This window comes from Sporosarcina pasadenensis (assembly GCF_047228845.1).
GTDB lineage: Bacteria > Bacillota > Bacilli > Bacillales_A > Planococcaceae > Sporosarcina.
On record NZ_JBFEGM010000018.1, the window covers coordinates 17,668 to 33,541 of the forward strand.

Annotated in this window: 16 protein-coding genes and 1 riboswitch; of the genes, 10 read left to right on the forward strand and 6 right to left on the reverse strand. The window is 45.3% G+C overall.

Annotation, left to right across the window (positions count from 1 at the left end; genetic code table 11):
* Window positions 1-46: 46 nt before the first annotated feature.
* Window positions 47-165: riboswitch (SAM riboswitch) on the forward strand.
* Between the two features lie 186 nt (window positions 166-351).
* On the forward strand, window positions 352-1,554 hold the full coding sequence (metK, locus tag AB1K89_RS17045) for a methionine adenosyltransferase (RefSeq protein WP_413055892.1): 1,203 nt from the start codon (window positions 352-354) through the stop codon (window positions 1,552-1,554).
* A 204-nt stretch (window positions 1,555-1,758) separates the two neighbouring features.
* Here metK and AB1K89_RS17050 read toward each other — a convergent pair whose 3' ends face one another.
* Window positions 1,759-2,271 (reverse strand): gamma carbonic anhydrase, encoded by a 513-nt coding sequence (locus AB1K89_RS17050; RefSeq protein WP_413055893.1) that lies wholly within the window; start codon window positions 2,269-2,271, stop codon window positions 1,759-1,761.
* An 80-nt stretch (window positions 2,272-2,351) separates the two neighbouring features.
* Here AB1K89_RS17050 and AB1K89_RS17055 point away from each other — a divergent pair, with 80 nt between their 5' ends.
* The 9 genes from AB1K89_RS17055 to nhaC all read left to right on the forward strand — a co-directional run bounded on the left by AB1K89_RS17055 (window position 2,352) and on the right by nhaC (window position 11,711).
* A complete protein-coding gene (locus AB1K89_RS17055) occupies window positions 2,352-3,140 on the forward strand; it encodes an alpha/beta hydrolase (RefSeq protein WP_413055894.1) in 789 nt (262 codons plus the stop codon).
* Between the two features lie 29 nt (window positions 3,141-3,169).
* Window positions 3,170-3,748, forward strand: coding sequence for a histidine phosphatase family protein (locus AB1K89_RS17060; RefSeq protein ID WP_413055895.1), 579 nt, complete (start codon window positions 3,170-3,172; stop codon window positions 3,746-3,748).
* A gap of 273 nt (window positions 3,749-4,021) precedes the next feature.
* Window positions 4,022-4,549: a signal peptidase I gene (lepB, locus tag AB1K89_RS17065; protein WP_413055896.1), complete on the forward strand. Its 528-nt coding sequence runs from the start codon at window positions 4,022-4,024 to the stop codon at window positions 4,547-4,549.
* 66 nt (window positions 4,550-4,615) lie between these two features.
* The gene (locus tag AB1K89_RS17070; protein ID WP_413055897.1) at window positions 4,616-4,804 is read left to right on the forward strand and encodes a hypothetical protein; all 189 of its coding nucleotides are present in this window, start codon (window positions 4,616-4,618) and stop codon (window positions 4,802-4,804) included.
* Window positions 4,805-4,920: 116 nt separating this feature from the next.
* Entirely contained in the window at window positions 4,921-7,077 is a 2,157-nt protein-coding gene (locus AB1K89_RS17075) for an ATP-dependent helicase (protein ID WP_413055898.1), read from the forward strand.
* On the forward strand, window positions 7,074-7,451 hold the full coding sequence (locus AB1K89_RS17080; RefSeq protein WP_413055899.1) for a fluoride efflux transporter FluC: 378 nt from the start codon (window positions 7,074-7,076) through the stop codon (window positions 7,449-7,451). Before AB1K89_RS17075 ends, AB1K89_RS17080 begins: the two co-directional genes overlap by 4 nt.
* Window positions 7,448-7,807, forward strand: a complete 360-nt coding sequence (gene crcB / locus AB1K89_RS17085; protein ID WP_413055900.1) for a fluoride efflux transporter CrcB — start codon at window positions 7,448-7,450, stop codon at window positions 7,805-7,807. The genes AB1K89_RS17080 and crcB overlap by 4 nt, the downstream gene beginning before the upstream one ends.
* Window positions 7,808-7,880: 73 nt before the next feature.
* Window positions 7,881-9,947 carry a catalase gene (locus AB1K89_RS17090; protein ID WP_413055901.1) on the forward strand — a complete coding sequence of 689 codons (2,067 nt, stop codon included), beginning with the start codon at window positions 7,881-7,883 and terminating at the stop codon, window positions 9,945-9,947.
* A 384-nt stretch (window positions 9,948-10,331) separates the two neighbouring features.
* Window positions 10,332-11,711: a Na+/H+ antiporter NhaC gene (gene nhaC, locus AB1K89_RS17095; protein ID WP_413055902.1), complete on the forward strand. Its 1,380-nt coding sequence runs from the start codon at window positions 10,332-10,334 to the stop codon at window positions 11,709-11,711.
* A gap of 230 nt (window positions 11,712-11,941) precedes the next feature.
* Here nhaC and AB1K89_RS17100 read toward each other — a convergent pair whose 3' ends face one another.
* The 5 genes from AB1K89_RS17100 to AB1K89_RS17120 form a co-directional block, all read right to left on the reverse strand.
* Window positions 11,942-12,475, reverse strand: coding sequence for an isoprenylcysteine carboxyl methyltransferase family protein (locus tag AB1K89_RS17100; protein ID WP_413055903.1), 534 nt, complete (start codon window positions 12,473-12,475; stop codon window positions 11,942-11,944).
* 10 nt (window positions 12,476-12,485) lie between these two features.
* Complete coding sequence (locus tag AB1K89_RS17105) at window positions 12,486-13,565, reverse strand: type III polyketide synthase (protein WP_413055904.1); 1,080 nt, start codon at window positions 13,563-13,565, stop codon at window positions 12,486-12,488.
* A 151-nt stretch (window positions 13,566-13,716) separates the two neighbouring features.
* Window positions 13,717-14,169: a YaiI/YqxD family protein gene (locus tag AB1K89_RS17110; RefSeq protein ID WP_413055905.1), complete on the reverse strand. Its 453-nt coding sequence runs from the start codon at window positions 14,167-14,169 to the stop codon at window positions 13,717-13,719.
* Window positions 14,170-14,394: 225 nt separating this feature from the next.
* Window positions 14,395-15,435 (reverse strand): DUF4097 family beta strand repeat-containing protein, encoded by a 1,041-nt coding sequence (locus AB1K89_RS17115; RefSeq protein ID WP_413055906.1) that lies wholly within the window; start codon window positions 15,433-15,435, stop codon window positions 14,395-14,397.
* On the reverse strand, window positions 15,428-15,751 hold the full coding sequence (locus AB1K89_RS17120) for a PadR family transcriptional regulator (RefSeq protein WP_413055907.1): 324 nt from the start codon (window positions 15,749-15,751) through the stop codon (window positions 15,428-15,430). Before AB1K89_RS17120 ends, AB1K89_RS17115 begins: the two co-directional genes overlap by 8 nt.
* Between the last annotated feature and the right edge of the window lie 123 nt (window positions 15,752-15,874).

Genomic DNA, 15,874 nt, shown 5'->3' on the forward strand with positions numbered 1-15,874 from the left:
TTGACAAAGTGCAAACTTTTTCGTAGGATTGTTAATTGAACGGATACTCTTATCCCGAGCTGGCGGAGGGACAGGCCCTATGAAGCCCGGCAACCTGCGTGGACCATTTTGGCCGCGAGAAGGTGCCAAACCTGGAGCAAGGTGGAATGCCTTGGACGATAAGAGTGAAAGGTGCTGCTTTTGAAATTATGCCTTTCCTCATGTATATTTACGTGAGCGAAGGGCTTTTTTATTGATTCTATGAGGCCCTTAATCCTTGTGTATGTTGACGTCGACTCTCTAGGCGCTGAACTTACTGGGACAAACAGAGTACCGTATCAATATTTGCAAGCCGTTAAGGAGGAAACTACAATGACAAATCGCCGATTATTCACTTCGGAATCGGTAACTGAAGGACATCCGGACAAAATGTGCGATCAGATTTCAGACGCCATTTTAGACGCTATTCTAGAGGAAGACCCGAATGCACGCGTAGCCTGTGAAACGACAATTACGACAGGACTCGTTTTAGTTATCGGGGAAATTACAACGACTACGTATGTTGATATCCCGAAAGTGGTACGGGACACAGTGAAGGAAATTGGCTATACGCGCGCGAAGTTCGGTTTCGACTGGGAGACGTCATCTGTGTTGACGTCAATCGACGAACAATCGGCTGATATCGCGGCGAGTGTCGATCAGGCACTGGAAGCACGTGAAGGGACAATGACGGATGAGGAGCTTGAAGCGATCGGGGCGGGAGACCAAGGACTGATGTTCGGTTATGCTTGCAATGAAACACCGGAGCTTATGCCGATGCCGATCAGTTTATCCCATAAGCTGTCACGCAGACTTGCGCAAGTGAGGAAAGAAGATACTCTCGATTACTTGCGTCCGGATGGAAAAACGCAAGTGACTGTGGAATATGATGAAGACAACCGTCCTGTACGGATTGATACGATTGTCATTTCAACACAGCATCATCCTGACATTACGCTCGAACAGATTCAACAAGACATTAAAGATCATGTAATCAACCCAGTTGTCCCAGCGGAATTATTAGATGAAGAAACAAAATACTTCATCAACCCATCAGGCCGTTTTGTCATCGGCGGACCACAAGGGGATGCCGGTTTGACAGGAAGGAAAATCATCGTTGATACTTATGGCGGCTATGCGCGTCATGGCGGCGGCGCATTTTCCGGAAAAGATGCAACGAAAGTGGACCGTTCGGCTTCATACGCGGCGCGCTATGTTGCGAAGAACATCGTAGCTGCAGGCCTAGCGGATCGCTGTGAAGTTCAACTCGCATATGCGATTGGTGTTGCGAAGCCGGTTTCGATTTCCATCGATACATTCGGTACAGGCAAAGTCGAAGAAGAGAAGCTTGTTGAAATTGTACGTGAGCTGTTCGATCTACGCCCAGCAGGCATCATTAAAATGCTTGACCTGCGCCGTCCAATCTATAAGCAGACTGCGGCATATGGCCATTTCGGACGCACTGACGTGGAACTCCCTTGGGAGCAGACGGACAAAGCGGAAGAATTGATCGCCAAAGCAGGACTGACTGTTTAATAATGTAAAATCGAGGAAGCAGTGGAGAAATCCATGCTTCCTTTTTTACTTTTTTGAGTGGAACGAGAACTTTATGGGCTTTAAAGCGTTTATACTAATTATACAAAAAGAGGGGATAGCGTTCTTGTATCGCTATTAGAGGTTTAGTGATACTCGGGATCATCGGTGCTGCCCATTTGGACAGCACCCGCGCCGAACAGATTTTTACTTCTGCAAATCCTTATAAATCCGGCCTTTTTCAACATAGCTGTTCAAAACTCGTTCCATATCCGCTCGGTCATCGTCATTCAATTCACGGACGACTTTTGCAGGCGAGCCGAGAGCAAGGCAGCCAGGCGGTATTTTCTTACCGGGAGGAACGAGGCTTCCGGCCCCGATGAATGCACCCTCGCCGATTTCCGCGCCATCTAAAATGATAGCCCCCATTCCGATGAGTGCGCCTTTTCGGATAACACAACTATGTAGAAGAGCTTTGTGGCCGACTGTCACATCGTCCTCAATCAATAACGTCTTGCCTGGACTTTGGTGAAGACAGCTCAAGTCTTGGATGCTGACACGTTCACCGATAATTGTCGGTGCTACATCGCCCCTGATGACCGAACTGAACCAAATCGAACTGTCTGCCCCAATCGTTACATCACCTGTAATCGTCGCATAATCCGCGACATAGACGGATGGGTGAATTTTTGGCGTTTTTCCGTTGTATGAATAAATCATGAACGTCTCCTCTTTTCTAAAAATCATGTATAATTTATCGTAACATAAAACTTTCATTTACATAAAGGGGGGTGAGTGCCATGTGGAAATGGGAAGCGGAAGGACAGCCGAAAGCGGTAATAGCGATTGTCCATAATGCATACGAACATCACAGGAGGTATGCGTGGCTCATCCAAAAGCTTCGAAACGGAGGTTTCCATGTCGTCACGACCGATTTGCCAGGGCATGGTTCTGAAAGCGGGAGAAAGATCCATGATGAACCGTTCGAGTCGTATGTAGACCATGTGAAAAAAATGATTGATATTGCGTTGCATGATAATTTGCCGTTATTCGTACTAGGACACGGGCTTGGCGCGACGATTGTCATGCATATATTGCAACGTGAGAAACTGGAATGTGCAGGCTTCATTTTCAGCTCCCCTTGGCTCTCCATGAAACACCAGCCATCCAAGTTTTCAGGAGTGCTGACAAAGCTGTCGAGTTCCATGAAATTGAACCATGACATTACAATTGAATTACTGACGCGGAACACCGATATGTATATAGAATTTCAGAACGATCGGGACTATAGCTCCGTAGTCGTCACATCTTGGTATCGTGAAATGCATTCAATGATGAAAGCGATCATGTACCATGAAGAAAGTGTTTTCGATACACCTATCCTGCTCCATACAGGTGGAGAAGATAAAATTACGGATATTTCCTATGCGAAAAGATGGTTGTTGAAACAACAACTTTCCGAATTTCATTATAAGGAATGGAAAAGGCTGTACCACGATCTTTATCAAGAGCCTGAGAGAGAGGAAGTCTATTTGTACATTGAATCATTCATGAACAATGTGCTTCGCTCGCTCGGCTATATTGTTTGATTCAAAGACCAAAAGGGGGAGTGGTTAGTATGACGGTGATCGGGTTTGTCAGGCACGGTGTTACTGCGTGGAACAAGGAAGGGAGAGCTCAAGGCAGTTCCGATATTCCTTTGGATGATGAGGGAATTGAGATGGCGAAGCGCATAGCTGACAGATTGTCCACGGAGCAGTGGGATGTCATTTATACGAGCGATTTAAAAAGAGCAAAGAACACTGCGGAATTCATAGCTGAAAAGTTGCCGGGTGTTGAACTTGTGGAGGATGCGCGATTGCGCGAGGTTGGCGGCGGGATGGTTGAAGGTACTACTGAGGCGGAGCGCATCGAGAAGTGGGGGAAAGATTGGAGACAGCTAGACATGGGGTTTGAACCGCATGAGTCCATCGTCTCCCGCGGAATGGCATCTCTAGCCGAAATCAGAAACAAGCATGCCGGCAAAAGGGTGTTGGTCGTCAGCCATGGCAGCTTCATTAAGCGGATGCTGAACGAACTTGTAACAGATACCGTTTATGAGGAAGGTTTAGATAACACATCATTAACAATCGTCGAGCTCAATGACGACAAAAATCTTTGCCAGCTATTCAACTGCACCGCCCATCTGCAAAAATAGGCGGAGCTTGAAGCAGTATTGAAGTTATGTTATTAAGTGTTGGTTTTAAATCTAATCATAATTTAATAGATTGTATTATCTAAGTTGAATTAAATTTATGCATATGAAGAATATTTTGTGATTGATTTTTATTCTAATATTGGAGCGGAGGGCGGCGACTCCTGCGGGAAAGCGAGACAGGTGAGACCCCGGAGGCTTGCCGCTCGCCCGCGGAAAGCGTCCGCCCGGAGCGGAAATAAATATACTATAAATTGTAAGATCGGGGGCTTTCAAATGAAGAAAGAAACAACTTCTGAAATTATGTCATGGATAAAAGCCATTGTAGTCGCTTGCGTACTCGTATTCGCCATTCGTCACTTCCTATTTTCACCGGTCATCGTATCCGGCCAATCGATGGAGCCGACATTTGAATCAGAGAATCGTGTCATCATTTCAAAAATCCATAAGCTTGATCATTTCGATCTTGTAGTCTTCCATGCGCCGGGATCAACAGAAGATTACATTAAACGAGTGATCGGCCTTCCGGGGGATACGGTTGTCATGAAAGACGACAAGCTCTTCATTAACGGGAAAGAGTATGAAGAGGAATATATCCAAGCAAATAAGGAACGGCTTTTCAATGATCAAAAATTGACGGAGGACTTTGAAGTCACTGTGCCGGAAGGACAACTTTTCGTTTTAGGTGACAATCGAAGGAACAGCACAGATAGCCGTGCAATCGGCTGTATCGATCAGGAATCTGTCGTAGGAAAGGTCGGTTTCAGGTTTTATCCATTCAATTCAATTGGAATCCCTAAATAAACTGCATGATTAACAATTCTCCTTTCGGGTATTCCTATAAAGACTACCTTAAAAGGAGCGATTGTCTTGTCTAGAGATGCAAAGAACGAGAAAGAAAACAGCAACAAAGACAATACGAACAGAGCCCAAATGGCGGGAACCGAGTATACCGACGAACAACGGCATACGAACGAAGTCGCCTCCACAGCTTATATGGGCAGCAAGAAGGAAAAAGTGGATATTCAAAACGATAGGCTTGAGTCAGGCGGCTTTTAATTGACAACCTCTGCGTAAATTGCAGAGGTTGTTTCTTTTTCACGGGCGTAAATTCTACAAAATGTGCGTTCGTATGGTAAATTAAGAACATCGTTAGAAGAAGGAGCACCTAAGCAATGACTGATTTTTTCACAAGGAAAAAGAACGAACTACATATAAACTTGAACGACGTCCAAAAGAATGCCGTTTTGCATTTGGACGGTCCATTGCTTTTATTAGCATGTCCCGGATCGGGGAAGACGACAACGATGATTATGCGGATCGGCTATTTGATCGAGGAGAAGAATGTAAATCCGAAACGCATTAAAGCCATCACGTTCAGCCGGGCGTCGGCGCTCGATATGGCAGAACGGTTCAAGCGATTTTTCCCCCAGCATTCCCCAGTCGATTTTTCGACCATTCATAGCCTCGCATTTACAATTACACGCACGTACTTGCAAAAGACGGGCGTCACATTCGAATTGATCGAAGGTGGTGGGAGAGGGAATCAGAAACAGCCTCTCACGAAAACCACTTTGCTGAAACGCCTATATAAAGAAGTGCTTCGGGACGATGGTACTGAAGATGAATTGACCTCATTATCGACATTTATCAGTTATTTGAAGAACAGGATGATTCCTTTCAAAGAGTGGGAGCAAGTTCCAGGGCCTTTTGAAAAAGCTGGTTCCATTGCACTTACTTATGAACAATTCAAATCTAAGACGAAAGGACATCTCCTCCTCGACTTTGATGATATGTTATCCATCGCGGAACAGGCGTTACGTCTGGATGAACAACTTGCCGAGCAGTTCCGCAGCCGGTATGACTACATTTTGACAGATGAAAGCCAGGATACCTCTCTCGTTCAACACCGAATCGTCGAACACCTTGTTGCGCACCACGGCAATCTATGTGTCGTGGCGGATGACGATCAATCGATCTATACGTGGCGAGGAGCAGATCCTGCCTATTTGCTGAACTTCAAGCAAGTATACCCGGATGCGAAATTGCTCAGGATGGAGCAGAATTACCGTTCGTCAAAAGAAATCGTCGAAACCGCAGCTAAGTTCATTACACGCAACAAGCACAGATATAGGAAAGAAATGAGGACGGACAATACCGAAACAGGACCGATTGTCATGAAACAATTCGAGGACCCGAAACGGCTCTTGGAATATGTTACGTATGAATTATTGGATGAGCAAAATTTGGATGAAGTCGCTGTTTTATTCAGAAATAACGCTTCTTCCACACTCTATGTCAACGAACTTCATCGGAGGGGAATCCCTTTCTATATGAAAGACGCGGATGACAAATTCTTTTCCCATTGGGTCGTTGAAGACGTTTTAAACTTCATGCGACTTAGCTTCAATATGGAGCGGAAAGATGTTTTTGCGAAAATTGCCATGAAAATGAACTTGTTCATTTCAAGAGATATGTTGTCCAAGTTCATGAATAAAACGACTTCCGGAAATGTTTTTGAGGCGTTCATCCAATCTGTACAATTGAAGGGCAGCCAAATTGAAAAATTGGATACTTTCATCGACGTCTACAAAAGAATTCCGGATATGCGGCCAGCCCAAATCATCCGGATTATCCGCTATGAGCTTGAATATGAGGAAGCGTTGAAAAGCCGGGCGGCGAAATTCGGCTATCGGATTGATCATCTTCTTGGCATTTTGGATACTCTTGAAGGAATCGCTTCACAAGTAAGGACAATGGTCGATTTTGCAAATCGCTTAAAAGAACTGGAACAAGCCGTTCAGCAGGCGAAATTCAATCCGCCTGCAAATGCATTGACATTATCGACTTTCCATAGCTCAAAAGGGTTGGAATTCAGGCGTGTGTTCATGATCGACTTAGTGAAAGGGGTTATTCCATCCGAAGAGGACGAAACGGACCCAATGTTGCTGGAAGAGGCAAGGCGGCTGTTTTACGTCGGGATGACTCGGGCACAAGAACGATTGGAATTGCTCTCTTACCGGGAGGCGAATGGGAAGACGAAAGAGGATTCGAGATTTTTGAATGAAGTTCGGGGGATATTAATGAAGCCGGAAGAGAAGAGCAACGAGAAGTTGAAGGCGGTAGATTTATCAACGTTGCCGGATCCGGATGGCCTAAGTGAGAGAAAAGAATTATCTGTCGGCATGCACGTTATGCACCGTGTGTTTGGAAGAGGGGTCATCAAAGAAATCGGTGAGGAGAATATACGAATCCAATTCGGAGAGACTGAAAAGCAGCTACTGCTAGAAACGATTTTAACTCGCCGTCTATTGAAAGAGGTGGAGCTATGAAACAAGCCCTTCTTGTCGGAATTGCCGGAGCTGTAGGGGCAGTTTGTCGTGTAGGGATCGGAAGGTTTTTTAACGGGTCATCGGATTTTCCTTTGGCGACACTGACTGCCAACTTACTCGGGACATTCATCCTTTGTCTTCTTAGTGCAGGTGTCATTCAACGGATTACAGATGATCAGCAGCATCAAACTGCTTTAACGACAGGGCTTTTAGGTTCCTTTACAACATTTTCCGCATTCAGTATGGAGACGGTGAGCCTCATTCAAAATGGTCAAGCTATGCATGCTGCCTTGTATTTTACCGTTAGTGTTGTAGGGGGGCTTGCCGTAGGTCTATACGGCTTTCGGATAGGCAACAGGATGGTGAGTGTATGACAGTTGTCGAAGCGATTGTCATCGGTGCAGGAGGGTTTATCGGAGCAATCCTGAGATTTTATATTTCTGCAAGGATGAATAAAGAGGAAGGGATACCGAGAGGGACATTGGCCGTCAATATGACAGGTTCTTTGCTGATCGGTCTCCTACTCGGCTTGGAATTGCCGAAGCTGTGGACAGTCTTTCTAGTGTCCGGCTTGGTTGGCGCCCTTACGACTTTCTCAACGCTAATGAAAGAATTGATTCAGTTATGGAAGAGCGGCCAAAGAAAGGAAGCGATTCTCTATAGTATTTGGACATTCGGACTCGGATCCCTTCTAGCTTATGTAGGATTTGTCATCGGCCAATTTTGCTAATTTGCTGTTTGTTTGGGGAATCTCTAGACGGGAATAGAGTAGGAGACTACTAATACCGAATGGAGGAAATGAAATGGATAAAAACCATTCCGTAGATGCCAACAGCAAGGATAAACAATTGGAACATTATCGATCACTCGACAAAGGAAAGAAAATTACGACGAATCAAGGGTTGAAAATCTCGGAGGATGAACATTCACTAAAAGCCGGATACCGGGGACCGACCCTTATGGAAGACTTCCATTTCCGTGAGAAGATGACTCATTTCGACCATGAACGGATTCCTGAGCGGGTCGTCCATGCAAGAGGTTATGCAGCCCATGGGGAGTTCGAATTATATGAGTCGATGAAAAAATATACGAAAGCAGCTTTCTTACAAGAGCCAGGTTCGAAGACTCCCGTTTTCACACGGTTTTCAACCGTTGCAGGTAGCCGTGGATCCGGTGAGACGGTGCGGGACGTCCGTGGATTCGCCGTGAAGTTTTATACGGAAGAAGGGAATTATGACCTCGTTGGAAATAATATTCCCGTGTTTTTCATCCAGGACGCCATTAAGTTCCCGGATTTAATTCACGCTGTCAAACCTGAGCCGCATAATGAAATGCCGCAAGCGGCTTCCGCGCACGACACATTTTGGGATTTCGTTGCAAACAATCAGGAATCGGCACATATGATCATGTGGCATATGTCCGACCGAACAATCCCGAGAAGCTTCAGGATGATGGAAGGCTTCGGTGTGCATACGTTCCGTTTCGTAAATGAAGAGGGAATTGCGCATTTTGTGAAGTTCCACTGGAAGCCGAAACTCGGTGTGCATTCATTAGTTTGGGATGAAGCCCAAAAGATCAACGGTAAAGATCCCGACTTCCATCGGAGAGACTTATGGGAAGCGATTGAAAGTGGAGATTTCGTCGAGTTTGAATTGGGCGTTCAGCTTATCGAAGAGAAAGATGAATTCATGTTCGACTTCGATATTTTAGATCCGACGAAGATATGGCCAGAAGAGCAAGTGCCCGTCAAAATCATCGGTAAGATGACATTGAACCGCAATGTGGATAATGTGTTCGCGGAAACCGAGCAAGTCGCGTTTCATCCTGGTAATGTCGTGCCAGGCATCGACTTCACGAACGACCCATTATTACAAGGGCGATTATTCTCGTATACGGATACACAGCTTATCAGATTGGGAGGACCGAATTTCCACGAACTCCCGATCAATCGTCCTGTATGTCCATTCCATAATAACCAGCGCGATGGGTACGGCAGGCAGACAATCAATGTCGGCCAAGTGAGCTACCATAAAAATTCATTGGCGGATAATACCCCTTCCGTTTCAACCGAGGAGGAAGGCGGTTATGCCCACTATCAAGAAAAAGTCGAAGGCCGAAAAATTCAAGCGCGCAGTGAATCATTCGCGGACCATTTTTCACAGGCGAAGCTTTTCTGGAACAGTATGTCACTTACCGAGAAGAAGCATATCGTAGATGCCTTCAGTTTCGAAGTCGGTAAGGTGAAGAGCATGAGTGTCAGACAGCAAGTCGTAGATATGTTTGCAAATGTGGATGTTGGGTTGGCAACGGCTGTCGCTGAAGCCGTAGGTGCACAATTCCCGACAGAAGCTAAAGAATCACCTGTCACGGAATCATCTCCTGTCTTAAGTCAAATGACGACAACGATGCTGCCAGACACCCGCAAAGTCGCAATCCTAATCGGAAGCGGATTCGATGGGGATGAAGTCGAATCACTCGTCTCATCGTGCTTGAGGGCGGGAATGAATGTCGACCTCGTTGGAGAGAAATTCGGTGTCCGATACGGTGAAAACGATTTGGCCGTTGAAATCGATGAAACCTTTTTGACTGTCCATCCAACGTTATACGATGCAATTTATGTAGTTGGTGGCGAAGCGGACAATATGAAGAAATTTACAATGGATATTGTCGATTTCATCAATGAGGCATATAAGCATTACAAGACGATCGGCATCGCATCCACTGGAAAAGTGTTTTTCGAAGCGTCTGACGCTGATGTGGGGCCGGGGATCATTATGAACGCGAATGATGGTGCATTTGCCGACAACTTTATTACTGCAGTCGCTGCACATCGCCATTGGAACCGAAAAGTTTACGGCTGGGAAGAATAGGATACGTAAGTTGCCATACCCGTTTATGCAACGGGTATGGCAACTTTTTTTATTTGATTTATAAAATCGGACCGATGGACTGTTGACTTATCCCGCAAGGCTGGTAATATACAAACATAATCATTCAACATTTGAAACGAATACGTTACGGAGAGTCGACATAGTAATCCTGTTGTGGGCAGCAAAAAGAGACTGAATGGATAGTGCAAATTCAGGCAGCAGCAGGCATGAAGTACACCGACAGTTTTTCTCCAATCGAAATGAAGTGGACTGCAGGCTTGCCTGTCGTCAATCAGGGTGGTATCGCGGAGAACTCCTTCGTCCCTTATCCAAGGGATGGAAGGAGTTTTTTGTGTTCATGATAAATACTAGGAGGAGTGCATTATGTTTCAAATAAAAGCGATCCATTCGCCTGCGTTTTGGGAATCGGCCTTACTCGTTTTCGGCATCGTGGCGATGATCAGTGTAAGTATAATAAAATTCGAATCCGTCCCTCATTTACCGATTCTACTATCAATATTATTGTTGATCGGATACGGCCTTCTGAAAAGGATTCCTTTCAAAAAGCTTGAAAAAGGATTGGTGGAAGGGGCGGGGGCCGGCATGGGAGCGGTCTTTCTCTTTTTCTTCATCGGCATCCTTATAAGTAGCTGGATGATGAGCGGGACGATTCCTACGTTAATTTACGCAGGATTTCACTTAATTACACCTACATTCTTTTTTGCGATTGTTTTCGTCGTCACGGCTATCGTCGGCGTCTCGATTGGAAGCTCCCTGACCACGGTGGCGACTGTCGGCGTGGCGTTCATCGGGATGGCCAGTGTCCTTGAACTTTCGTTGCCGATTGCGGCGGGTGCTATCGTTTCAGGTGCGTTCTTTGGCGATAAGATGTCGCCGTTATCAGATACGACGAACCTTGCTTCATCGATTGTAGGAGTCGATCTTTTCGAGCATATCCGCAATATGGGATGGACGACGATCCCAGCGTTCATCATTTCATTGATTGTTTTCGGTGTAATATCGCCGGACGTGACGACAGGGGAGTTCGATAAGATTGCAACGTTTCAAGAAACACTGCTTGAAACAGGGATGATCCATTGGTACACAGTCATTCCGCTCGTCGCTCTATTTGTATTGACGATTGCAAAGGTGCCCGCTTTCCTTACGTTAGCGATCAGCTCAGCTATCGCAGTCATCCTTTCATTCCTACATCAAAGCATTGGACTTTCACAAGTGTTTGGGATTTTGTTCAGTGGGTACGTCTCTTCGACAGGTGTGGAGGATGTTGATGCTTTGCTGACGCGTGGCGGCATGGAAAGCATGATGTTCACAGTTGCTCTAGTGTTATTGGCGCTCAGCATGGGTGGGTTGTTGTTCACATTAGGGATTGTTCAAAGCTTGCTGGCGCAGATTGAAATGTTGTTGAAGAAAGTTTCTTCAGTCATTATGGCTTCCGCTATGACAGCGATCGGCATCAACGTTTTGATCGGCGAACAGTATTTATCGATTCTATTGACAGGGCAAGCGTTCCAAACACAATACGAGAAAGTCGGCCTGACGAATAAAAACTTGAGCCGGGTTATGGAAGATGCGGGGACGGTTGTAAATCCGCTCGTTCCATGGAGTGTGTGCGGTATTTTCATAACGAATGTGTTAGGCGTTTCGACAATCAACTATTTGCCGTTCGCATTCTTCTGCCTGTTATCGCCGATCTTGACGATTTTGTTCGGGTATATGGGGAAGACATTGACACGTATTTCTTGAGGGGTTCAGACATAGATGTGAAATTTTTACCGCCTGAAAATGGTTGGCAACCGCCTGAAAACTTGTCCGGACCGCCCGATATCTCATCCCGACCGCCTGAAGGTTGACTGGAACCGCTTGAAAACACATTCAGACCGCCTGAAGATAGACAGCAACCGCCTGAACTCTATGTCTGGCTTAATTGAAACGATCAGAAAGAAACACCGAGGAGACTGCCCCTCGGTGTTTTGTCATTTATTCAACTGAAATTCTTCCGTATAATTCGTAGCTTTTCGAAGCGCCTGTTCCTCTGTCGGTATCCGCACCGACATCATCCAAATATTGAGGAGTGAAAAGACGACTGCGGTAATAAAGGCATTGAATAATAACGGCAATACGAGCAGCTCGGTAGCGACAATCATGTAATTCGGATGGCGGAGCCATTTGTACGGTCCTTTTCGAACGACGTGAGCATTCGGAAGGACAATGATTTTCGTGTTCCAAAACTTCCCTAATGAAGTGAGACACCAAATCCTAAGTAGTTGCGCTGCCAAAAATATTGCCAACCAAATCGGCCATATTGCGGACAGTTGGCGTTGGAAGAATAATACTTCGGTAATGAGAGCGATAAAAAAGAATATGTGCATCGCGACCATATATGGATAATGAGATGAGCCCGCTTCAAAGGCGCCTTGGCTTTTCATCCATTTTTCGTTCCGTTTCGCAATGAACAGTTCAATGATCCGCTGCAAAATGATGATGGAAAGGACAATACCGATAATCATTCATGACACCTCAATCCCATTTCAACAATAGCAATTCCCCGCAAAATCCTGGGCCAAGTGCTGCCATCAATCCATAATCGCCTACCGCAGGTTCGGATTCCATAAATTGCTTCAGTACATAGAGGACTGTAGGGGAAGACATATTGCCGTGATTCCGCAACACGTCCCTCGAAATATCAGTTTTTGAACTGTCAAATCCTAATGAATCCTCATATGCGGTCAATACCTTTTTACCACCAGGATGCGCAACAAAATGATTGATATCGTCTTTGTCAAGATGATAAGAATTGAGGAATTCATGCACAAACGGACCTAGCCAATTCGTGATGATGGATGGAATGCTTTTCGAGAAAATGACATACAGCCCATTGTTTTTAATGTCCCATCCCATGACGTCCTCCGAATCGGGCATCCATTTTGAAGTTGTGCCAATGATTGAGGGGACCGGAATGTCAACAGCGATTTCGGATTGATCCCCTGAAATGAGCGCACAGGCTACGCCATCGGAGAACAAGGACACTCCGACAAGATTGCTCTTCGAATAGTCGTCTTTTTGGAACGTCAAACTGCAAAGCTCGATGGATAGCACCAATACGTTTGCTTTCGGAAAGGCTTTGCAATATTCGAATGCCCGGCTCACTCCCGCAGCCCCTCCAGCGCAACCTAATCCCCAAATCGGAACCCTCTTCACATCGTCTCGGAAAGGGAGCCTGTTCATGATGCGAGCTTCAATGCTCGGTGTCGCAATGCCTGTACTTGAAATGAAGAAAATCGCATCAATCTCCGAAGGGGCGATTGCTTCAGTCAATGTAGTCGATTGTTGCAGGCACGCTTGTACAGCTTGCACGCCAAAATCAACGGCGTGATTGATGTATAAATCATTCCGCTCTTTAAAATCATGAGCTTGCCCATACCACTCTAGTGGCATGCAAACGTCCCGCTTCTCGATATCGCCGTTTTGAAAGACTTTCAATAGCCGTTCAATATCTTTGAATTTCCGGCTGAAAAGGGAGCGGGTCAGTTCAACAGCTTCCGCCTGCTTCACTTCATGAGGAGGCAGGACAGTGCTGACGGAAAGAATTTTTGGCATGGATAGACCTCCGATATCTTTATCAATCTCTAACCTTAGAAGTCAGTTACTAAACATTATTAATCTGGAAAAACACTCTATGTAGGAGTTAGGTTACTGTAGTTTATGAACTGGGGGAAACGAATATGAAAGCCCGGCAAAAGAGCGGGCTTCAATTAGGTGGAGAAAGTATCAGTTTGCACAAGTTGCGGAAGTTTTCCTTGAATTTTTCATTGCTTTCTTTCGATCGTTTTTTAGGGCCGCGAAGACGCCCGCCCGCCATCCTGATTTTCTGTGCGGCATGTCTAGCGAATAATAGCTGGTCGATATTTTCGTTTGTATACAGTCTGCCGTTCTGATCAATCGGGTGTCCTTGCTTCGCTAACACCATGGCCGCTAATCCATAGTCCTGCGTAACGACAATATCACCTTTCTGAACTTTATTGACAAGAACAAAATCGACAGCATCTGCACCCTTCGAAACGATGATCGTCTCTGCCCCTTCACGATGCATTTCATGGGCTGTGTCGCAAATGAGCGTGCAAGGCAAATTGAATTTTTTTGCAATGGAAATCGTTTCATTTACGACTGGACAGCCATCCGCATCAACAAAAATCATAACCATGGCAAGACCTCTTTTCAATTGGAGTATGAAAGCGATAGTTAATAATCATATATACAAGGTTCGATGCCTCACTATATCATATTCAATCGTTTTAATTTCATTCAAATATAAAAGAGGGCAGGATCGCCCTCTTTTAGTTATCGATTGTATATGGAAAGTTATCTATTGAATAGCTGGAGTTATCTATTGAATCCGTTCATTTATTACCGAAAGGGGACTGAAGAATTATCTAACAGTTATCCTTCCGTTATCCGATTTTAATCGAATCTGGTGCAATTCCGCTCCGAAGCGGCTCCGTGAATTGCGATCGCCGTAAATATCGATACGTCCGTGTCCTGTTTTGGCAAGAATTGTCGCATTGGTCGCCTTATGCGTCGTTGTAATTTCGATGCTTCCATTATCCGTTTGGAAGTCGATATTGCGATCTAAATGTTCCCCAGCGAGGACAATCCGGCCATTATCTGTGATTGCAGTAAGCTCCCCGTCGACTTGGTCGAACTCGATGCGTCCATTATCCGATTCGGCATAGATCGAATCAGCTTCGACATGTCTCAACGTAACACGGCCATTATCCGTTTTTGCCTTCAGGCGGTCTGATTGCACTTTCGAAATTTCAATCCGGCCGTTATCCGTCTCTGCTTCAAGCGAAGTTGCCGCAAGTTCAGCCAATTCAATACGTCCGTTATCGGTACGGCACTCGATATGTTTCCCGATCAGCTTTTCGGCGTTAATCCTTCCATTAACCGATTTCATGGAGATGGACTGATACAATTTCTTTGGAATGAACACGTTCAATGCCACACCCTTCATATTGAAATTGAATAGGAATAACCAATGCGTTTTGCTTTTCAATTTGATCCAGAGCGTATCTCCGAAAACTTCTGCGGTAAGTTCCAATTTCTCTTTTGTCCCAGTCAGCTCGATTCTTGTCTCATCAGTATCGGAAGGGAAGACAGTAAGAGAGCCGTGCTGGACTTCAATATCCACTTTTGAAAAATGGTTATCCTGGATTGTGATTACTTCGCTCGTCGGGTTCACATTGATGTCACCGCCAATGTCACTGTCTTTGAACGGATAGGCTTCCAACAGCTCAGCTGCGATTTTTGCAGGTGATCCAAGGGATGCTGCGATTTCCTCATCCTCTTTTCCATCATCGCGACCATTCAAAAAGTATTCGCGAATATCTTGGAGAATGTCGTTTCTTTCATCGGCAGGCAAACGTTTCAAAGCGTTTTCGAGCTCATTGATAAATTGTTTTTCAGTCATTGCTAACGCCCTCCTCGATCAATGTATTGACTCCATTAGTAAAACTGCGCCATTCATCCAACTGCTCATGCAAGTAGTCCCGCCCGGCATCCGTCAATTTGTAGTACTTGCGGGGAGGGCCTTCTGTAGATTCCTGAAGATATGTCGTAAAATAACCTTCTTTCGTCAGGCGGCGCAGCAACGGATAGACAGAGCCTTCGGAGATGGAAATCTGGTCGGAAATCTTCTGGACGAGCTCATAGCCGTATCGATCCTGTTTATCCAAAAGAACGAGGACGCAAAGGTTTAAGACACCTTTTTTGAATTGAATATTCATGCTTCATACTCCTTTCCAGTACCATTCAATGAACACTACTGATTTATAAAACATACTGATTGGGTACAATATAGCACATGGTATTGTTCAATGCAAGGTACTGGGTGAATCTTTTATCCGAAA